16 protein-coding genes and 1 rRNA gene are annotated in these 20,042 nt (G+C 73.1%); 9 read left to right on the forward strand and 8 right to left on the reverse strand.

The genetic code is table 11. From position 1 onward, the window contains the following. The 3 genes from rrf to ACWCYO_RS32695 all read left to right on the forward strand — a co-directional run. A 5S ribosomal RNA gene (gene rrf, locus ACWCYO_RS32685) occupies nt 1-74 on the forward strand; the annotation flags it as partial. 170 nt (nt 75-244) lie between these two features. Continuing rightward, nucleotides 245-664, forward strand: a complete 420-nt coding sequence (locus ACWCYO_RS32690) for a YciI family protein (protein ID WP_270146647.1) — start codon at nt 245-247, stop codon at nt 662-664. Between the two features lie 54 nt (nt 665-718). Continuing rightward, nucleotides 719-1,876: an RNA polymerase sigma factor gene (locus tag ACWCYO_RS32695; protein WP_449786242.1), complete on the forward strand. Its 1,158-nt coding sequence runs from the start codon at nt 719-721 to the stop codon at nt 1,874-1,876. A gap of 3 nt (nt 1,877-1,879) precedes the next feature. Here the strand turns inward: ACWCYO_RS32695 and ACWCYO_RS32700 are convergent, their stop codons facing one another. From ACWCYO_RS32700 to ACWCYO_RS32720, 5 genes are all read right to left on the reverse strand, one after another. Then, nucleotides 1,880-3,190, reverse strand: coding sequence for a DUF58 domain-containing protein (locus ACWCYO_RS32700; RefSeq protein WP_449786243.1), 1,311 nt, complete (start codon nt 3,188-3,190; stop codon nt 1,880-1,882). A 76-nt stretch (nt 3,191-3,266) separates the two neighbouring features. After that, on the reverse strand, nt 3,267-4,247 hold the full coding sequence (locus tag ACWCYO_RS32705) for an AAA family ATPase (RefSeq protein ID WP_270151213.1): 981 nt from the start codon (nt 4,245-4,247) through the stop codon (nt 3,267-3,269). A 26-nt stretch (nt 4,248-4,273) separates the two neighbouring features. After that, complete coding sequence (locus ACWCYO_RS32710; protein ID WP_449786244.1) at nt 4,274-5,494, reverse strand: DUF4350 domain-containing protein; 1,221 nt, start codon at nt 5,492-5,494, stop codon at nt 4,274-4,276. Continuing rightward, nucleotides 5,491-6,186, reverse strand: coding sequence for a DUF4129 domain-containing protein (locus ACWCYO_RS32715; RefSeq protein WP_270146651.1), 696 nt, complete (start codon nt 6,184-6,186; stop codon nt 5,491-5,493). The genes ACWCYO_RS32710 and ACWCYO_RS32715 overlap by 4 nt, the downstream gene beginning before the upstream one ends. 5 nt (nt 6,187-6,191) lie before the next feature. Then, nucleotides 6,192-7,346: a hypothetical protein gene (locus ACWCYO_RS32720; RefSeq protein WP_449786245.1), complete on the reverse strand. Its 1,155-nt coding sequence runs from the start codon at nt 7,344-7,346 to the stop codon at nt 6,192-6,194. Between the two features lie 287 nt (nt 7,347-7,633). On the opposite strand from ACWCYO_RS32720, the gene mtrA reads away from it, so the two are divergent. The 3 genes from mtrA (at nt 7,634) to ACWCYO_RS32735 (ending at nt 12,267) form a co-directional block, all read left to right on the forward strand. After that, nucleotides 7,634-8,311 (forward strand): MtrAB system response regulator MtrA, encoded by a 678-nt coding sequence (gene mtrA, locus ACWCYO_RS32725; protein WP_030283937.1) that lies wholly within the window; start codon nt 7,634-7,636, stop codon nt 8,309-8,311. 124 nt (nt 8,312-8,435) lie between these two features. Then, nucleotides 8,436-10,415 (forward strand): MtrAB system histidine kinase MtrB, encoded by a 1,980-nt coding sequence (mtrB, locus tag ACWCYO_RS32730; protein WP_270146654.1) that lies wholly within the window; start codon nt 8,436-8,438, stop codon nt 10,413-10,415. A 10-nt stretch (nt 10,416-10,425) separates the two neighbouring features. After that, on the forward strand, nt 10,426-12,267 hold the full coding sequence (locus ACWCYO_RS32735) for an LpqB family beta-propeller domain-containing protein (RefSeq protein ID WP_270146655.1): 1,842 nt from the start codon (nt 10,426-10,428) through the stop codon (nt 12,265-12,267). A 44-nt stretch (nt 12,268-12,311) separates the two neighbouring features. On the opposite strand, the gene ACWCYO_RS32740 is transcribed toward ACWCYO_RS32735, so the two are convergent. Further along, the gene (locus ACWCYO_RS32740) at nt 12,312-13,034 is read right to left on the reverse strand and encodes a ComF family protein (RefSeq protein WP_449786246.1); all 723 of its coding nucleotides are present in this window, start codon (nt 13,032-13,034) and stop codon (nt 12,312-12,314) included. 369 nt (nt 13,035-13,403) lie between these two features. Between ACWCYO_RS32740 and hpf the strand changes: the two genes are divergently transcribed. Then, complete coding sequence (gene hpf / locus ACWCYO_RS32745; RefSeq protein ID WP_270146656.1) at nt 13,404-14,096, forward strand: ribosome hibernation-promoting factor, HPF/YfiA family; 693 nt, start codon at nt 13,404-13,406, stop codon at nt 14,094-14,096. A gap of 238 nt (nt 14,097-14,334) precedes the next feature. Then, nucleotides 14,335-15,093: a response regulator transcription factor gene (locus ACWCYO_RS32750; RefSeq protein WP_333493492.1), complete on the forward strand. Its 759-nt coding sequence runs from the start codon at nt 14,335-14,337 to the stop codon at nt 15,091-15,093. 39 nt (nt 15,094-15,132) lie between these two features. On the opposite strand, the gene ACWCYO_RS32755 is transcribed toward ACWCYO_RS32750, so the two are convergent. Together ACWCYO_RS32755 and ACWCYO_RS32760 are read right to left on the reverse strand one after the other, a co-directional pair. Further along, nucleotides 15,133-16,338 carry a winged helix-turn-helix domain-containing protein gene (locus tag ACWCYO_RS32755; RefSeq protein WP_449786247.1) on the reverse strand — a complete coding sequence of 402 codons (1,206 nt, stop codon included), beginning with the start codon at nt 16,336-16,338 and terminating at the stop codon, nt 15,133-15,135. Between the two features lie 69 nt (nt 16,339-16,407). Continuing rightward, nucleotides 16,408-16,965 (reverse strand): GNAT family N-acetyltransferase, encoded by a 558-nt coding sequence (locus ACWCYO_RS32760; protein WP_270146658.1) that lies wholly within the window; start codon nt 16,963-16,965, stop codon nt 16,408-16,410. Between the two features lie 242 nt (nt 16,966-17,207). On the opposite strand from ACWCYO_RS32760, the gene secA reads away from it, so the two are divergent. Continuing rightward, nucleotides 17,208-19,970 (forward strand): preprotein translocase subunit SecA, encoded by a 2,763-nt coding sequence (secA, locus tag ACWCYO_RS32765; RefSeq protein ID WP_270146659.1) that lies wholly within the window; start codon nt 17,208-17,210, stop codon nt 19,968-19,970. Nucleotides 19,971-20,042 lie beyond the last annotated feature (72 nt).

The following is a 20,042-nucleotide window of genomic DNA, read 5'->3' on the forward strand; positions in this document are numbered from 1 at the left end:
ACCCGGAAGCTAAGCCTCACAGCGCCGATGGTACTGCAGGGGGGACCCTGTGGGAGAGTAGGACGCCGCCGAACAATTCTTCAGAAAAGCCCCTGGTCCGAAAAGGATCAGGGGCTTTTCGCATGTCCGGAGTCAGCCCGGCGGCCGAAAGAATCTTGGTCAGTCGTGTCGAGAACCCGTGGTCGGCTCCGTCCCCGGGGTGGACGCGGCCACAATGGGTCGCATCAGCACCGAGGAGAAGACGATGGCCAAGTACTTGCTGCTCAAGCACTACCGGGGCGCTCCGACCGCGGTCAACTGCGTGCCGATGGACCAGTGGACGCCGGAGGAGGTCACGGCGCACATCAAGTACATGCAGGACTTCGCCGCCCGCCTGGAGGAGAGCGGCGAGTACGTCGACGGTCAGGCGCTCGCGCCGGAGGGGACGTGGGTCCGGTACGACGGCGAGGGCCGTCCGCCGGTGACCGACGGTCCGTTCGCCGAGACCAAGGACCTCATCGCCGGCTGGATGGTGATCGACGTCGACAGCTATGAGCGCGCCGTCGAGCTGGCCGGAGAGCTGTCGGCCGCTCCGGGTGCCGGCGGGAAGCCGATCCACGAGTGGTTGGAACTGCGCCCGTTCCTGGCCATGCCGGAGACCACCACGGAGTGCCATCTCCGATGACCGGGCCGGATGACCGGAGTCAGATGACCGAAGCCGGATGATCGAGGTCGTGCGATGAACGAGGCCCTGATCCGGAGCCTCACGCCGGCCGTGCTCGGCATCCTCGTCCGCCGCGGAGCAGATTTCGCGGCGGCCGAGGACGCCGTGCAGGAGGCGTTGATCGAAGCGATTCGTGGCTGGGGAGCCGATCCGCCGCGGGACCCGAAGGGCTGGCTGGTCACCGTCGCCTGGCGGAAGTTCCTCGACGCGACCCGGGCGGACACCGCCCGCCGTCGGCGGGAGGAGCTCGTCGACCAGGAGCCGGTGCCCGGGCCGGCGGCCGCGACGGACGACACGCTGCAGCTCTATTTCCGCTGCGCTCATCCCTCGTTGACGCCGTCGTCCGCGGTCGCGCTCACCCTGCGGGCGCTCGGCGGGCTGACCACCCGCCAGATCGCCCAGGCCTACCTGGTGCCCGAGGCGACCATGGCGCAGCGGATCAGCCGGGCCAAGCGCACCGTGTCCGCTGTCCGGTTCGATCAGCTGGGCGACGTCGCCACCGTGCTGCGGGTGCTCTACCTGGTCTTCAACGAGGGCTACTCCGGCGATGTCGACCTCGCCGCCGAGGCGATCCGGCTGACCCGGCAGCTGGCGGCGGCGATCGACCATCCCGAGGTGGCGGGGCTGCTGGCGCTGATGCTGCTGCACCACGCCCGGCGGGCCGGCCGGACGGCGCCCGACGGCAGCCTGGTGCCGCTCGCCGAGCAGGACCGCGATCGCTGGGACACCGGGTTGATCGCCGAGGGCATCGGTATCCTGCAGGCGGCCCTCGCCCGGGACCGGCTGGGCGAGTTCCAGGCACAGGCGGCGATCGCGGCGCTGCACGCGGACGCGCCGACCGCCGGGGAGACCGACTGGGTGCAGATCGTCGAGTGGTACGACGAGTTGCTGCGGCTGACGGACAGTCCGGTGGTCCGGCTGAACCGCGCGGTGGCGGTCGGTGAGGCCGACGGGCCGCGCGCCGGGCTGGCCGCGCTGGCGCCGGTGGACGAGTCCCTGCCGAGGTACGCGGCGGTGGCGGCGTACCTGCACGAGCGCGACGGGGACCTGGCGACGGCGGCCCGGCTGTACGCCGAGGCGGCCGACCGGGCGTCCAACCTGGCCGAGCGCGAGCACCTGACCCGCCAGGCCGCCCGGCTCAACCTGCGGCTCAACCGGCCCGGGAGGGGCTGAGGTTCAGAGTCGGCCCGCGGCCTTCAGCGCCAGGTAGGTGTCCGCCAGGGCGGGGGCGATCTGGCCGGGCGGGGCGTCGAGGACGGTGACGCCGTGCCGGGTGAGGCGGTCGGCGGTGTGGCGGCGGTCGGCACGGGTCTGTTCGGCGGCGGCGGCGCCGTAGACGGCCTCCAGGGTGCCGCGGCCGGCGGCCAGCACGTCCAGGTGCGGGTCGGCGACCGAGGCGAGGACGACCTCGTGGCGCTTGGTGAGCAGTGGCAGCAGCGGGCGCAGGCCGTCCTCGACGGGGGCCGCGTCGAGGCCGGTGAGCAGGACGATCAGCGAGCGGTGCGGTGCCATCCTGAGCGCGGTGGAGACCAGGGAGCGCATGTCGGTCTCGTGCAGCGCGGGTTCCAGCAGGGCCATCGCGTTGGTGAAGGCCGGCAGGATCTCGCTCGGCGAGCTGCCGATGACCGCGGTGCGCTTGCGGGAGTCGTGGGCGAGCAGGTCGACGCGGTCGCCGGCGCGGGTGGCGAGGGCGGTGAGCAGCAGGGCGGCGTCGAGGGCGGCGTCCAGGCGGGGGGCGTCGCCGACGCGGCCGGCCGAGGTGCGGCCGGTGTCCAGGACGACGAGGATGTGCCGGTCGCGTTCGGGGCGCCAGGTGCGGACGGCGACGGTGGTGCGGCGGGCGCTGGCGCGCCAGTCGATGGAGCGGACGTCGTCGCCGGGCAGGTACTCCCGCAGCGAGTCGAACTCGGTGCCCTGGCCACGGGTCAGCACCGAGGTGCGGCCGTCGAGTTCACGCAGTCGGGCGAGCCGGGAGGGCAGGTGCTTGCGGCTGTGGAACGGGGGGAGGGCGCGGACCGTCCAGGGGACGTGGTGGGAGCCCTGGCGGCCGGCCAGGCCGAGCGGGCCGAGCGAACGGACCGTGACCCGGTGGGCGTGGTGGTCGCCGCGGCGGCTCGGGGCGAGCCGGGAGACGGCCCGGCGCCGTTCGCCGGCGGGGACGGTGAGGGTGTGCCGGGAGGAGGTCTCGGCGGTGCCGGGGCGCCAGGCGGAGGGGGCCCAGGCGTCGCGGATCAGGGCCCGGAGGGGGCGCCCGGAGGGGTTGGTGACGGTCAGTTCGACGGACGCGGTGTCACCGAGCCGGACGGTGGTGTCGCCGCCCCGGACGATCCGCAGGCTGCGGACGGGGGCGGCGAGCACCAGGTCGGCCAGGACGGCGAGCAGGACCGCGCCGGTGACGGTCCCGATCCCGGCCCAGGAGGGCAGCAGCAGGCCCACGAAGAGTGCGCCGAGCGCGGCGATCAGGGCGGTTCGCCCGGTGAGGGCCATGGCGGGTGCGCTCCTTCGGAAGCCCGTGGTCGGAGGGCCGTGGATTCGGTGGCCCGGTGCGTCCGGCGGGTGTGGGTCAGCGGGGGGCGGGCGTCTGGGCGAGGACGGCCTGGATGACGGAGTCCGCGGTGACGCCCTCCATCTCGGCCTCGGCGCGCAGCGCGACGCGGTGCCGCAGGGTGGGCAGGGCGAGGGCCTTGACGTCGTCCGGGGTGACGTAATCCCGTCCGGCCAGCCAGGCCCAGGCGCGCGAGGCGGCGAGCAGCGCGGTGGCACCGCGCGGGGAGACGCCGATGGACAGTGACGGGGACTGCCGGGTGGCCCGGCAGAGGTCGACGATGTACGCGAGGACCTCGGGGGAGACGGTCAGCCCGGCGATCTGCTCGCGGGCGGCGGCGAGGTGCTCGGGCCCGGCGACGGGGCGGACGCCGGCGGCGGCGAGGTCCCGGGGGTCGAAGCCGGCCGCGTGCCGGGACAGCACCTGGAACTCCTGGTCGCGGTCGGGCAGCGGCAGGATCAGCTTGAGCAGGAAGCGGTCCAGCTGGGCCTCGGGCAGCGGGTAGGTGCCCTCGTACTCGACCGGGTTCTGGGTCGCGGCGACCAGGAAGGGGACGGGCAGCGCGCGCGGCTCGCCGTCCACGGTGACCTGCCGCTCCTCCATGGCCTCCAGCAGGGCGGCCTGGGTCTTGGGCGGGGTGCGGTTGATCTCGTCGGCGAGCAGCAGGTTGGTGAAGACCGGGCCGGGCTGGAAGGAGAACTCGGCGGTGCGGGCGTCGTAGACGAGCGAGCCGGTGACGTCGCCGGGCATCAGGTCGGGGGTGAACTGGATGCGCTTGGTCTCCAGGCTGAGGGCCGTGGACAGGGTGCGGACCAGCAGGGTCTTGGCGACGCCGGGGACGCCTTCCAGCAGCACGTGGCCGCCGCAGAGCAGCGCCACCACCAGGCCGGTGACGGCGGCGTCCTGGCCGACGACGGCCTTGCCGATCTCGGCGCGCAGGGCGGTCAGCGCGGCGCGCGGGTCGGTGGCGGGGGTGGCGGGTGCCGTGCCGGGGGTGATGCGGAGCTGGGCGGTCGCCTGTTCGGTCACGGGTTCCGTACCTGCCTTTCGAGGGCGTCGAGATCGTCGGCGAGCCGCAGCAGCGCGGCGTCGTCGGTCGGGGGCGGGCCGTAGAGCAGGGCCCGGACGTCCCCGGCGGGTCGTTCGGGGAGGCGGTCGGCGACGGCCGCGCAGAGTGCTTCCGGCTCGGGGGCGCCGGCCTGGAGCGGGACGCCCAGGGCGGGGGCGAGGCGGTGGGCGGTGGCGTGGCGCAGGGCCTCGGCGGCGCGGCCGCGCGCCTTGGCCCGCCGGTAGAGGCGGGCGCGGCCTTCGGTGGTCTCGGCGGCGCGGACCACCACGGGCAGGTTCTCGCTGACCACCGGGCCGAGCCGGCGGGCGCGCCAGAGGGCGGCGAGCACGGCGGCGACGGCGAGCTGGTAGCAGGCCCAGTGCCAGCCCTTCGGGAGGTAGTCGCCGAAGGACTTGCGCTGGGTGCCCTCGAGGACCGGCGCGGTGTAGTCGGGCAGGTGCCAGGTGAGGTGGGGCTGCGAGCCGAGCAGGCCGAGCGCGAGCGCGGCGTTGCCGTCCTTGGCGAGCTCGTCGTTGCGCAGGAACTGGGCGCTGCCGAGCACGATGACGTCGCCGCCCCCGCTGGGGGTGCTGACCAGCGGGTAGGCGTGCCGGCGCGAGTAGCAGCCGTCGCCACGGGTTCCGCTGGTGTAGAGCATGCCGCCCATCGAGGCGCTGCCGGCCCGGACGGCCTCGTCGAGGACGCAGTCCGGGTGGGTGCTCTGGACGGGGGCGAAGGGGACGCCGCCGTCCTCGTCGGAGGGGCGGATGCCGGGGGCGAGCGCGTTGAGGGCGACCGGGCCGGGGGCGATCAGGACCAGCCGCTGGTGCCGGGCGGCCGCGATGGCGCGCAGCTGGGCCGGGCTGAGCAGGTCGGGTTCGGGCAGCACCAGGGTGTCGGCGCCGTTCGCGGCGGCCGCGGGGTCGGTGCTGAGCCCGGTCCTGATGCCCTGGTGCTCGAGCAGGGCGACCACGGCGTGGGCGCCGTCGGCGTCGTACGAGCGCGGGTCGATCGGGGCGTAGCGGTGGCCGCGGTTGAGGACGGCGATGCCGACGGCGGCGACCAGCAGGACGGCGAGGACGACGAGGTACCAGCGGGCCCGGCGGACCAGGCGGCGCCCGGTGGGGGCGAGGCTGGTCGGCGTGGCCTCGGCGGCGGGCGGTTCGGCGGCGGGGGGAGCCGGGGCGGTGCTGGTCATGCCGCTCCTCCCGGGGTCGGGGCCGGGGCGGGGGCCGCGGCGTGGGCGAGGACCGGGCGGGTGCGTTCCAGCGTCCGGTCGAGGTCCAGCAGCAGCTGGTAGGCGGCCTGGTCGGCGGTGCGCTCGCCGTAGGCGATGTCGTCGAAGGCGCGGGCGGCCGCGGTCAGCGCGGCGGCGTGCTCGGGCAGGGCCCGGCCGGCCTCGGCGGCGGCCTCGTCGGCGGTGCGGCCGGGGCGGGAGTCGAGCAGGGTGCGCTCCTCCAGGGCCCGGACCAGCGCGCGCATCTGCTCGCGGACGGCTTCGGCCCAGCGGCCCGCGGCGGCGTGCCCGGCGGCATCCGCGCGGTACTGGGCGGCGGTGCGTGGGCCGTCGGTGCCGTACACGCCCAGGACGGTGCGGGCGGCGCGCTTGGGTGCGCCGAGGCGCCACCAGACGGCGGCGCCGATCACCACGGCGACGATCAGGAAGAACACCAGTCCGGTGCTGCCGTCGGTGCCGCCGCCGGAGATGCTGCCCATGGCGCGGTCGAGGTGGTCCCAGATCCAGTCGACGACGCGTTCCAGGACGGTCGGGTCGTTCTTGTGGTACTCGGCGTTGAGCAGCTCGTCGCGGGCGGCGTCGCGGGCCGGGTCACGCGGAACGGTGACCGGGGCGCCGGCGGCGGCGAGGAGCCTGTCCCCCCAGATGGGCATCCGGTTCAGCGCCCCGCCGTGGTCTGGTCCGCCGGGCCGCTCCCGCCGGTGCCGCCCTGCTCGGGCAGTCCGGCGGCGCGGGCGAGCTCGATGTCCAGGGCTTCGCGGCGGATCCGCTGGTCGATGTAGACCAGCACGCTGACCGCGGCCAGGAACGGGGTGGCCAGCGCGGAGGCGATGATGCCGGCGATCGCGGTGAGCACCATCATGCCGATGGACTGCTGGGAGGTGTCGCCGAAGCGGTCGACGGAGCCGAAGCCGAGCAGCAGGCCGATGACGCGGAACGGGATGACCAGGGTCGCCCCGACGATCCCGGCCAGGAGCCGGCTCAGCAGGACGATGCCGAAGATCCGCCACCAGGAGCCGCGGGCCAGCCGCCGCGAGCGCGACAGCGCCGTCACCACGCCCTGCTTCTCCAGCATCAGCGCGGGGGCGGCCAGGCTGTAGCGGATCAGCAGCCAGAGTCCGACCGGGACGGTCAGCACGCCGACCAGGAACAGCAGGCCCTCGGTGCCGCGGCTGCCCGCGCCACCGGCGCTGTAGCCGAGCCACGGGGTGAAGCCGAGCAGGATCACGCCGCCGCTCAACAGGGTGGTGAGCACGGTGAGCCCGAGCAGCTTCAGCAGTCGGGGGCGTGCGTCGCGCCAGGCCTCCCCGGCGGTCACCGAGCGGCCGAGGACGGCGCGGCTGACGACGATGGTCAGCAGTGCGACGGCGAGCGCGTCGAGCAGCAGTGTCAGCGGCAGGCTGGCGAGCAGGGTGAGGAGCTGGGTGGAGGCACCGGTGCGGCCCCTGACCAGCAGCTGGGCGACGAAGGCGCCGGCCCGGTCGAGGACGGCGATGCCGAGCGAGAGGGTGAGGGCGGTGCGCCAGTGCCGGCGGACGGTGGTGACGGCGCCGTCGAGCAGTTCGCCGACGCTCAGCGGGCGCAGCGGGATGACGCCTGGCCGGGGGCTGCGGGCGGCTTCCCAGCCGTACGGGCCGCGCCCGGGCGTCTGTCCGCCGTGTTGCGGCTGCCCGTACTGGGTGCCCCAGCCGGGGGTGGCCTGAGGGGGTGCCGACGGCCCGGGCACGGCGGCGGGCGCGTCGGCCGGGGGCCGGACGCCGTCGCGGGGTGGCTCGGACGAGCCGGGCGAGGCCCAGCCCGGAGTGTCGGTCATCACTGCTCCTCGGAGGGGCGTCCTGGGCGCGGCTCCGAGCGGATCTTCCGCCCGCGCGCAGCGCCCATCGTGCCATGGGGCCCGGAGACGCCCCAGGGGTATCCGGTTGCTGATCGGCAACGGGGCCCGTCAGGGGGTCGGACGGCGGGTTCCGGACCGTTCGGAGGGGCTCCGACGAGGGCTATTCGCCCGGTATGGCCGGAATTCGACGGCAGGGGAGTTGGCCGTTGTGGAGCATTGACACTGCTGTGCGGCAGGTCACAATCCGGTAATGAGAAGATGGACGCATGAAGGGACGCGTCCTCGTCGTTGATGACGACTCCGCACTGGCCGAGATGCTCGGCATCGTGCTGCGTGGTGAGGGTTTTGAGCCGTTTTTCGTCGCGGATGGGGACAAGGCGCTAGCCGCGTTCCGGGAGAGCAAGCCCGATCTGGTCCTGCTCGACCTGATGCTGCCGGGCCGCGACGGCATCGACGTGTGTCGGCAGATCCGGGCGGAGTCCGGCGTCCCGATCGTCATGCTGACCGCGAAGACCGACACCGTCGACGTGGTGGTGGGCCTGGAGTCCGGCGCCGACGACTACGTCACCAAGCCGTTCAAGCCCAAGGAGCTGGTGGCCCGGGTGCGCGCCCGGCTGCGCCGCGCCGAGGAGCCGACGCCCGAGCAGCTGACCATCGGCGACCTGGTGATCGACGTGGCCGGCCACTCGGTGAAGCGGGACGGGCGCAGCATCCCGCTGACCCCGCTGGAGTTCGACCTGCTGGTCGCGCTGGCCCGCAAGCCCTGGCAGGTGTTCACCCGCGAGGTGCTGCTGGAGCAGGTCTGGGGCTACCGCCACGCGGCGGACACCCGGCTCGTCAACGTCCATGTGCAGCGTCTGCGTTCCAAGATCGAGAAGGACCCGGAGCGTCCGGAGATCGTGGTGACCGTCCGCGGCGTCGGCTACAAGGCCGGACCCAGCTGACGTGACGGACCGGGCTGAGGACACCCCGTCGGGTTCCGCGACCGACGGGGCGGGGGCCGTGCGCGGAGACGTGCTGAGTTCGACCACCCGCCGCCGTCGCGGCCCCTCCGGAGTGTTCTGCCTGATGAAGCGTCGGTTCCGTCGCCCCGCGCGCCAGGTGACCGCGCTGTACCGCCGGTCGATCCAGGTGCGCGTGGTCGCGGTGTCCCTGCTGGCCTCCATCGCGGTGGTCCTGGTGCTGGGCGTGGTCGTGGTGGCGCAGGTGCGCAACGGCCTGCTGGACACCAAGATCGACGCCGCCCGGGCGCAGGCCCGGATCGGTTTCCAGGTCGAGCAGAAGAAGATCGACGAGGCCCGGGACCAGAACCTGCGGGGTGCCGTCGACCCGAGCACCGGCGAGACCGGCACCTGGCTGCTGCGCCAGGTCAACGACCTCGCCGCGAGCGGGCAGACGGTCTACTCGGTGATCGCGATGGCCCCCGGTACCGGGACGGTCGTCCCGGACAGCGCCGGCTTCGCACCGCGTTACTCGGGCGACATCCAGCCCAGCAGCATCCCGGACACCCTGCGCGCCAAGCTCTACGAAGAGCCCGGCCAGATGTTCGACCAGCCGACCCGGATCCACCGCTCGCCCGAGGCCGGCGGCAAGAGCGAGCCCGGGCTGGCCCTCGGCATGCAGTTCGTCGGCCCGGCCAACACCAGCTACCAGCTGTTCTACGTGTTCTCCTTCGGCCAGGAGACCGACACCCTCAACCTGATCACCGGCACCCTGGCGACCGCCGGCGTGTTCGTGGTGATCCTGATGGGCGGCATCGCCTGGGTCGTGGTGCGCCAGGTGGTCACCCCGGTGCGGATGGCGGCCGGCATCTCCGAGCGGCTCGCCGACGGGCACCTGGAAGAGCGGATGAAGGTGACCGGGACGGACGACATCGCCCGCCTCGGGGAGTCGTTCAACCGGATGGCCAACGCCCTGCAGGCGCAGATCCGCCAGCTGGAGGAACTGTCCCGGGTGCAGCGGCGCTTCGTCTCGGACGTCTCGCACGAGCTGCGCACCCCGCTGACCACGGTCCGGATGGCCGCCGACCTGATCTACGACAGCCGCGAGGACCTGGACCCGATGGCGGCCCGCTCGGCGGAGCTGCTGCAGGGTCAGCTGGACCGCTTCGAGTCGCTGCTGGCCGACCTGCTGGAGATCAGCCGCTTCGACGCCGGCGCCGCGATCCTGGACGCCGAGCCGGTCGACCTGCGCGAGATCGTCGCCCGGGTGGTGGAGGCCGCCGATCCGCTGGCCCAGGCCAAGGGCAGCACCGTGGTGATCCGCGGCGACGGCGAGCCGGTGCTGGCCGAGGTGGACTCCCGCCGGATCGAGCGCATCCTGCGCAACCTGGTGGTCAACGCGCTGGAGCACGGCGAGGGCCGTGACGTGGTGGTCCGGCTGGGCTCGGCGGACGGCGCGGTCGCGGTCGGCGTGCGCGACTACGGCATCGGCCTCAAGCCGGGCGAGGCGTCCCGGGTGTTCCACCGCTTCTGGCGGGCGGACCCGTCCCGGGTGCGCACCACCGGCGGCACCGGCCTGGGCCTGTCCATCGCGGTCGAGGACGCCCATCTGCACGGCGGCTGGCTCCAGGCCTGGGGCGAGCCCGGCGGCGGCTCGCACTTCCGGCTCACTCTGCCGCGCACCCGCGGCGGCGAGATCAACCGGGCGCCGTTCCGGCTGGAGCCGGAGGACTCCCGCAACAACCGGGGCCTGGGCGCGTACGGCACGCCGTACCGCCGGGCGATCGCTCCGGCCGGCTCGACGGCGATGACCGCCGCCGAGGAGCAGACCGAGCCGCCGGAAGGGGCCGGCAACGGGCTGGGCAGCGGGCTCGGCGGGGTGCTGAACATCGGCCCCGGGCTGAGCCGGAGCCGACTGCCGGAGGGGCCGCGCTCGGACCCCTCGGACGTGCGGACGGCGGCCGGTTACGGCGCCACCGGCGCCCAGGTCATGGTGGACCCGACGCCGGGACGGCCGTCGGTGGCACAGCGGACGGCGGAACCGGACGCGACGGGTGGGACGGACCTGGAGGGGTCGCAGCGTGCGAAGGACGAGCAACAGGACTGAGCCACGGCTCGTGGCGGTGGCCGGTGTGCTGCTCGGCGCCCTGGTGGCGAGCGGCTGCGCGGCCATGCCGGACTCCGGCGGCATCACCAAGGTGGAGCTGTCGCAGGGCTCGGCCGACAAGAACCTGCAGGCCAGGGTCTTCCCGGTGGCGCCCGGCAAGGGCGCCGAGCCGCGCGAGCTGCTGACCGGGTTCCTGGACGCGGTGACCGCCGACGAGGGCTTCGACACCGCGCGCAAGTACCTCACCGAGCGCGCCGCCGCGAGCTGGAACCCGGAGGCGGAGATCCGGGTGCTCTCCGCCACGCAGATCCCGACCGACCAGGTGGTCACCGACGCGGACGGCGTCTACTCCGAGACGGTGTCCGGGCAGCTGGTGGCCACGGTCGACGAGAAGCACTCGTACTCGCTGGTGGCCGGGGGGCAGAACGTCAACTCCTTCGACTTCACCTTCGTCCGGGAGAAGGGCGAGTGGCGGATCGACAAGCTGCCGCCCGGCGTGATCATGAACGAGGCCAACTTCCGGAACAGCTTCCGGCAGGTCGAGCGCTTCTTCTACACCGCCCCGGACCCGTCCGCGCCCGCCTCCGGCAACGGTGGCCAGGACGTGCTGGTCGCCGACCCGATCTACCTGCGGCGCCGGGTCGACCCGCTGACCGCGGCCGCCAAGGCCCTGGTCGCCGGGCCCTCGACCTGGCTCGCGCCGGTGGCCCGGACGGCCTTCCCGAGCGGGAGCACGGTCGACAAGGTGACCCTCGACGACAGCCGGGTCGCCCACGTGCAGCTCGGCGGGCCCGACCTGGGCGATCCGACGGCCTGCCGCCGGATGGCGACCCAGCTCTTCTACACCTTCGCCGACCAGGGCAAGGGGCAGGTCGACCGGCTGGAACTGAAGGGGCAGCGCGGCTCCTGCACGGCCAGCCGCAGCGACGGCTCGGCCGTCGGCCCCGGCGCGCTGGCCGGGCCGGTGCCCCCGCAGCAGTACTACCAGCGTGCCGACAACGGCGTGCTGATGGAAGCCGACGAGGGGCACAGCGGCGACCCGGTGCCCGGGGTGCTCGGCAAGCCCCGCGCGAACGGCGCGCCCCAGCTGGGCACCGTCGCGGTCAGCCGGGACGGCTCCCAGGCCGCCGCGCTCACGGACGACGGCCACCAGCTCTACACGGTGCCGCTGTCGGCCAACACGGTCGCGATGCCCGAGCCGGTGCTCAGCTCGCCGGTGAAGGCCGGCGCCAAGGACGACGGCCTCACCTCGCCCACCTGGGACGGCCGCGGCGACCTCTGGGTGGTGGACCGCAACCCGCAGGCCCCGCGGGTGGTCATGGTGCGCGGCAACAAGACGTACACCGTGGCGGTCGACAGCCTGCCCGGGGAGACGGTGCAGGCACTGAAGATCTCCTCGGACGGCGCTCGGATCGCCCTGGTGGTCAAGTCGCCCGGCGTGGCGGGCAGTTCACTCAGGTTCGGACGGGTGGAGCGCGGCGGCACCCCGGAGGCGCCGACCGTGCGGATCACCGGGGTGCGCCGGGCGGCCCCCTCGCTCACCGACGTCGCCTCGGTGTCCTGGGCGGAGACCGACCAGCTGCTGGTGCTCGGCAAGGAGGCCGACCGCCCCCAGCAGCTGTACTACATCAGCACCGACGGCTCGCAGACCACGGACAGTCAGCTGCAGACCGGCAACGGCCTGCCGTCCTCCCCGCAGTCGATCTCGGCCGCGGAGTCCCGCGGGTACCTCCTGGCGCAGCCGTGGCCGGTGCTCGCGGTGGCGGGCGGGACGGTCTACCGGCTGGTCAACAACCAGTGGCGGGAAGCCCAGTTGGTGGACAAGGCCCGCTCGTACTTCTACGCGGGCTGACCGTCGGGCGCGGCTGACGCGGGGTCGGTGGGGTCGGCGGGGTCTCACTCCACGGGCTGGACGGCGGTGGCCGCGACCGTCGCGGCGGCGCGGGCGGGCAGTCCGGCGTCGGCCAGCGCCCGGGCCGCCTCGGCCAGGCTCGCCCCGGTGGTCACCAGGTCGTCCACCAGCACCGGCTGACGGCCGGCCAGACCGCGGCGGGCGCGCGGCAGGACGGTGAGCGCGCCGTGCAGGTTGCGCCGCCGCTCGACGGCGTTCAGGCCGGTCTGGTCGGCGACCGGACGGGCGTGCCGCAGCAGCGGCGCGGCCCGGGCGTCCAGGCCGGCCCGGCGCAGCGACCGGGCGGCGGCCCCGGCCAGCCGCAGCGTCGGGTCGTGGCCGCGGGCGCGCACGGCCGCCCGGGCCGAGGGCATCGGGACCAGCAGCAGCGGCGCGGCCCCGACCTGCGCCCCCAGGGCGGAGCGCACCGCCCGTCCGAGCGCCTCGCCGAGCGGCCCGGCCAGCCGCAGCGCGCCGCGCTCCTTGTGCGCGAGCAGCAGTTGCCGCACCGGGTCGGTGTACGGCGCGGCGGCGTGCGCCCAGGGCAGCAGGGTGGGGCCGGGACGGACGTCGGCCAGGGCGTGCCGGCAGGCCGGGCAGAGCTGGGTGCGTTCGGCGCCGCAGCCCGCGCAGTTCGCGGGCAGCAGGACGTCCAGCAGCCCGGCCAGTGCGTGGCCGAACGGTGTCGGTGCGGACGGCGGACGGGCGGGGGAGGAGGACGGCGGCACGGCTGCTCCTGGCGGCGGCAGGCACGGAGAGTCAGCAAAGGATGCGCCGTATGGGGGGGTGTTGTCCAGGTATTTACCCTTACTTCACCCACAGGAGGGTAGACAGGGTGCAACAGTTTGACCGCCTGCCCGCAGTATCGGGTCATACCCCCCATCGCGCCTGGGGAGGCGAAAACTCCCTGTGAGGTGTTCGATAAGGCTCCAGGGGGTTTCAACCGTCCCTGATGGGGAGGAAGTGGAATGAGGGCCAGTCGTTCCCGCCGCTGGCGGCGGGGGCGGGGGCCGGCAGTGGATGGGCTGGTCCAGCTGGAGCTCAGTCCGGTCCGGTAGCACCCGGATCGGCGTCAGCACGAGGGATCGGAGTTCTGCGTGGACATCGTCGTCAAGGGCCGCAAGACCGAGGTGCCCAAGAGGTTCCGCGAGCACGTGGCCGAGAAGCTGGAGAAGGTCCAGAAGTTCGACGGCAAGGTGATCAGCCTCGACGTCGAGGTGTCCAAGGAGCACAACCCGCGGCAGGCCGACCGGTCGGACCGCGTGGAGATCACTCTTCGTACCCGGGGCCCGGTGATCCGGGCCGAAGCCGCCGCCGCCGACCCGTACGCGGCGCTCGACCTGGCCTCGGCGAAGCTCGACGCGCAGCTGCGCAAGTCCGCGGACCGGCGCCGGGTGCACAAGGGCGGTACGAACCGCTCGCCGATCAGCGTCGCCGAGGCGACCGCGGCCCTGGCCGCGCTGCCGACCACGACGGCGCACGAGGGCGAGACCAACGGGGCCGTCCGCAAGACCATGATGGGATCCCTGGAAGTGGAGGGCGAAGGCCCGCTGGTGGTCCGGGAGAAGACGCACTCGGCCGCCCCCATGGCGCTGGACCAGGCGCTCTACGAGATGGAGCTGGTCGGCCACGACTTCTACCTCTTCGTGGAGAAGGACAGCGGCCTGCCGAGCGTCGTCTACCGCCGGCACGGCTACCACTACGGCGTCATCCACGTGCAGCCGGACATGACGGCCGGCGTGGCCAGTGGCGCGGGCGGTGCGATCGGCCGGTCCGACGACGAGGACTGACCGTCCTCCCGACGGCAATGACGGAGCGGTGACCCCGGCGGCTTCCGCCGGGGTCACCGGCGTTTCGGGGCGTTCCGCCCGTTTCGGACGCGACCGGTGGGACGGGTTCGAACGGTGCTCGGATCCGTTGCGTTCCGGGGTCACCCGATGCGGGGGAATCAGCATCGGAGGGTGACCGCGGCGACGGCGAGGCGTGGAATGATTGGGCGCACGTTGACCCGCGAAGGGGGAGGAGCGGATGGGGGATCACTTCGGGCTGGGGCCCGCAGCGGGACCGGTCACCGGACTGCCACCGGGGCCGGAGGAGGGACCCGCGTACGCGCCGCACCGGGGTGAGCCGATCCGCGTCCTGGTGGTGGACGACCACGCCCTGTTCCGCCGGGGGCTGGAGATCGTGCTCGCCGAGGAGCCGGACATCAAGGTGGTCGGCGAGGCCGGGGACGGCGCCGAGGCCGTGCTGAAGGCCGCCGACCTGCTGCCCGACATCATCCTGATGGACGTCCGGATGCCGCGCCGCAGCGGGATCGAGGCCTGCACCGCGATCAAGGACGTGGCACCCAGCACCAAGATCATCATGTTGACGATAAGCGACGAGGAGGCCGACCTCTACGAGGCGATCAAGGCGGGGGCCACCGGCTACCTGCTCAAGGAGATCTCCACCGACGAGGTCGCCACCGCGATCCGCGCGGTCGCCGACGGGCAGTCGCAGATCAGCCCGTCGATGGCCTCCAAGCTGCTCACCGAGTTCAAGTCGATGATCCAGCGGCGCTCCGACGACCGGGACCTGGTGCCCGCGCCCCGGCTCACCGACCGGGAGCTGGAGGTGCTGAAACTGGTGGCGACCGGAATGAACAACCGGGAGATCGCCAAGGAGCTGTTCATCAGCGAGAACACCGTGAAGAACCACGTCCGCAACATCCTGGAGAAGCTCCAACTGCATTCCAGGATGGAGGCCGTGGTGTACGCGATGCGGGAGAAGATCCTCGAAATAGGATGAGCGGTGCGCGCCGCCGGCCCAGGGCTTGTCTGACGAGCCCTATTCCGTGAGCAGCTTCTCCAGGGCCGGGCGCAGCCGTTCGTCGTGCAGCGCCTCGACCCGCACGTCCTGGCAGTCGACCCAGGCGGCCGCCTCGCGCAGTGCGGCGGCCAGCGCCTCGAGGTGCCGGGCACCGCCGCGGTCGCCGGTCAGCGAGACCTGCCGGGCGACCAGGGTGCGGCCCTCCCGGGCCGGGTCGACCCGGCCGACCAGCCGGCCGCCGGCCAGCAGTGGCATCGCGAAGTAGCCGTGCACCCGCTTGTGCTTGGGCGTGTAGGCCTCCAGTCGGTGCGTCATGCCGAAGATCCGTTCGGTGCGGGCGCGGTCCCAGACCAGTGAGTCGAACGGCGAGAGCAGCGTGGTGCGGTGGCGCCCGCGCGGGGCGGTGGCGAGCGCGGCCGGATCGGCCCAGGCCGCCGCCCGGGTGCCGTCCGGGCCCCAGCCGGCCACCTGCACCGGGACCAGGCCGCTGTCCGCGAGCACCGGGTCCAACTGCTCGGCGCGCAGCCGGTGGTAGTCCAGCAGGTCGGCCCGGGTGGCCACGCCGAGCGCGGCGCCGGCTTGGGCCACCAGGGTGCGCACGCACTCCTCGTCGGAGCGGTCCTGGCCGAACAGGGCCTCGGGGACCGCCTGTTCGGCCAGCGCGTAGACCCGCTTCCAGCTCCGGCGCTCGGTGCAGACCACGTCTCCGAAGGCCAGCGCCCGTTCGACCGCGATCTTGGTGTCGGACCAGTCCCACCACTCGGCGGTCCGCTTGGCCCCGCCCAGCTCGGTGGAGGTCAACGGCCCCTCGGCACGCAGCTTGTCGAGCACCGCCCGGTACGTCGCGGGCGCGACCTGGTGGCCCCAGAGGTGGCCGCGGTCGCGGTAGTGCCGGCGCCGGAAGGCGAACAGCGGCCACTCCTCGACCGGTAGGACGCAGGCCGCGTGCGACCAGTACTCGAAGCTGCCGCCCGCGCCCCAGTACGCCGCCTCGACCGCCGGGCGGCCGACCGCGCCGAGCCGCGCGTACGGCACCAGCTCGTGCGAGCGGGCCAGTACCGAGATGGTGTCCAACTGGACGGCGCCCAGGTGCCGCAGCACCCCGCGCACCCCGGCCCGGCGGTCGGGCGCGCCCAGCAGCCCCTGGGCGCGCAGGGCGATCCGGCGGGCGTCGTCGGCGCCCAGGACGGCGACGGGGGTGTGGTCGGCAGCGGCGGCGGTCATGCCGGCGAGCGTAATCGGGGGGACTGACAGCGGGCCGCGGGCGGGGTGGCCGGGGTGCGGACCGGGCGCTCAGTCCAGGTCGGCGGGGAGCAGCGAGGCGATCCAGGCGTCCCGGAAGACGCCGCGCTGGTCGGCGTAGGACCGCAGGGTGCCCTCGTGGCGGTAGCCGACCCGCTCGGCGACCGCGCGCGAGCCCTCGTTGCCGACGTAGGCGAGCCACTGGAGGCGGCGCAGGCCGAGGTCGGTGAGCGCCCAGCGGGCGACCGCGCGGGCCGCCTCGACGGTGTAGCCGCGGCCGCGCTGCTCCTTCGCCGTCCACCAGCCGACCGAGCCGGCGGCCGGGTCGCCGGCCTGGCGGGTGACCGCCTGGGCGCCGACCAGGCGTCCGGTGCCGCGTTCGACCACGCACCAGATGAACTCGGCGCCGGCGGCCCGCCCCTCGGGCGCCAGGGTGCGGACGAAGAACTCGGCGTCCTCGCGGCGGTAGGGGACGGGGACGACCGTCCAGCGCTGGATCTCCTCGTCCTGGCAGGCCGCGAAGATCGCGTCGACGTCCGACTCCCGCGGGGCCCGCAGGACGAGGCGGTCGGTGGTGAGGGTGACGAGTTCGCTCCGCGCTTCTTCCATGGGCGGATTATTTCCCCCGAGGAGGAAGGCGGCCATCCGCATGAGAGGCCAACTCCCGGGCTCGTCGACCGTTTTGTCCCGGTGGACGGTGCTATCGATCCATGTGCACGCGCGGGTGACACGGGAATACCGTGCTGACGCACCTCCCGGCGCATTGGACTCCTCGCATACGATGGCCCGTGCGGTGGGGTGGACCCGCCGTGCAGTCGTCCAGTGCCAATACAGGCAAGGAGCCCGCTCAAGTGTCCGTCTTCGACAAGATCCTGCGCGCCGGCGAAGGCAAGATCCTTCGCAAGCTGCAGCGGATTGCTGCCCAGGTCAACTCCATCGAAGAGGACTTCGTCAACCTCACCGACGCCGAGCTGCGCGCGCTGACCGACGAGTACAAGCAGCGGCTCGCCGACGGCGAGACCCTGGACGACATCCTCCCCGAGGCGTTCGCCACCGTCCGCGAGGCCGCCAAGCGCGTGCTCGGCCAGCGGCACTACGACGTCCAGCTCATGGGTGGCGCGGCCCTGCACTTCGGCTACGTCGCCGAGATGCGCACCGGTGAGGGCAAGACCCTGGTCGGCACCCTGCCCGCGTACCTGAACGCGCTGACCGGCAAGGGCGTCCACCTGATCACCGTCAACGACTACCTCGCCGAGCGCGACTCGGAGTGGATGGGCCGGGTGCACCGCTTCCTCGGCCTCGAAGTCGGCGTGATCCTGGCCAACATGACGCCCGCCGAGCGCAAGCTCCAGTACGCGATGGACATCACGTACGGCACGAACAACGAGTTCGGCTTCGACTACCTGCGCGACAACATGGCCTGGTCGAAGGACGAACTCGTCCAGCGCGGCCACAACTTCGCGGTCGTCGACGAGGTCGACTCGATCCTCATCGACGAGGCCCGCACCCCGCTGATCATCTCCGGCCCGGCGGACCAGGCGACCAAGTGGTACGCCGACTTCGCCAAGCTGGTGCTGCGCCTGAAGATCGACCGCGACTACGAGGTCGACGAGAAGAAGCGCACCGTCGGCGTCCTGGAGGAGGGTGTCACCCGGGTCGAGGACTACCTCGGCATCGACAACCTCTACGAGTCGGTGAACACCCCGCTCGTCGGCTTCCTGAACAACGCCATCAAGGCCAAGGAGCTGTACAAGAAGGACAAGGACTACGTCGTCATGAACGGCGAAGTCATGATCGTCGACGAGCACACCGGCCGCATCCTGGCCGGCCGCCGCTACAACGAGGGCATGCACCAGGCGATCGAGGCCAAGGAGGGGGTGGAGGTCCAGAACGAGAACCAGACCCTGGCCACCATCACCCTGCAGAACTTCTTCCGCCTGTACGACAAGCTGGCGGGCATGACCGGTACCGGTACCACCGAGGCCGCCGAGTTCCACCAGATCTACAAGCTCGGCGTGGTGCCGATCCCGACCAACAAGCCGCCGCTGCGCATCGACCAGCCCGACCTGATCTACAAGTCGGAGCCGGCCAAGTTCGCCGCCGTGGTCGAGGACATCGCCGAGAAGCACGAGAAGGGCCAGCCGGTGCTGGTCGGCACCGTGTCGGTCGAGAAGTCCGAGTACCTGTCGCAGGAGCTGCGCAAGCGCGGCATCCCGCACGAGGTGCTGAACGCCAAGCACCACGAGCGCGAGGCCCAGATCGTCGCGCAGGCCGGCCGCAAGGGCGCCGTCACCGTCGCCACCAACATGGCAGGCCGCGGCACCGACATCATGCTCGGCGGCAACGCCGACCACCTGGCCGCCGCCGAGCTGGCGCAGCGCGGGCTGACTCCCACCGACACCCCGGAGGAGTACGAGGCCGCGTTCCCGGCCGCGCTGGAGAAGGCCAAGGCCTCGGTCAAGGCCGAGCAGGACGAGGTCAAGGAGGCCGGCGGCCTCTACGTCCTCGGCACCGAGCGGCACGAGTCCCGCCGGATCGACAACCAGCTGCGCGGCCGCTCCGGCCGTCAGGGCGACCCGGGCGAGTCCCGCTTCTACCTGTCGCTGGGCGACGACCTGATGCGCCTGTTCAAGGCCGGCATGGTCGAGCGCGTGCTCTCGATGGCCAACGTGCCCGAGGACGTGCCGATCGAGTCCAAGATGGTCACCCGCGCGATCGCCTCCGCGCAGACCCAGGTCGAGCAGCAGAACTTCGAGATCCGCAAGAACGTCCTGAAGTACGACGAGGTGCTCAACCGGCAGCGCGAGGTCATCTACGGCGAGCGCCGCCGCGTGCTGGAGGGCGAGGACCTGCAGGAGCAGGTCGGCCACTTCATGGACGACACCGTCGAGGCCTACGTCCGGGCGGCCACCGGCGAGGGCTTCGAGGACGACTGGGACCTCGACAAGCTCTGGACCGCGTTCAAGCAGCTCTACCCGATCACCCTGGACCTGGCGGAGCTGGAGGAGGAGGTCGGCGGTCCGTCCGGCCTGACCCCGGACTTCCTGATCAAGGTCGTCCAGGAGGACATCCAGGCCCAGTACGGCGTCCGCGAGGACCAGCTCGGCGAGGAGATCCTGCGCGAGCTGGAGCGCCGCGTCGTGCTGTCGGTGCTGGACCGGCGCTGGCGCGAGCACCTCTACGAGATGGACTACCTCCAGGAGGGCATCGGCCTGCGGGCCATGGCGCAGCGCGACCCGCTGGTCGAGTACCAGCGCGAGGGCTTCGACATGTTCACCGCGATGATGGAGGGCATCAAGGAGGAGTCCGTCGCCTACCTGTTCAACCTGGAGGTCCAGGTCGAGCAGCAGGTCGAGGAGGTGCCGGTGGCGGACGCCGAGGTGCTGCTCGAGAAGCTGGAGAAGGACGCCGCCCGCCCGGAGATCAAGGCCAAGGGCCTGGAGGCCCCGAAGCCGCAGCGGCTGCACTACACGGCCCCTTCGGAGGAGGTCGGCGGCGGTGTGGTCGAAGGTGACTTCGAGGACGCCGTGCCGGAGGACGACGGCGACGGGATGACCCGGGCCGAGCGGCGCAAGGCCGCCAAGGCCGCCAAGGGCCGCCGCCGCAAGGGCTGAGCCCCTCGCAGCACGCCGCACAGGGCGCCGCTCCCGGACCGGGGCGGCGCCCTGCGCCGTCCGGTGCGCCGT

It is taken from the genome of Kitasatospora sp. NPDC001683 (assembly GCF_053596495.1).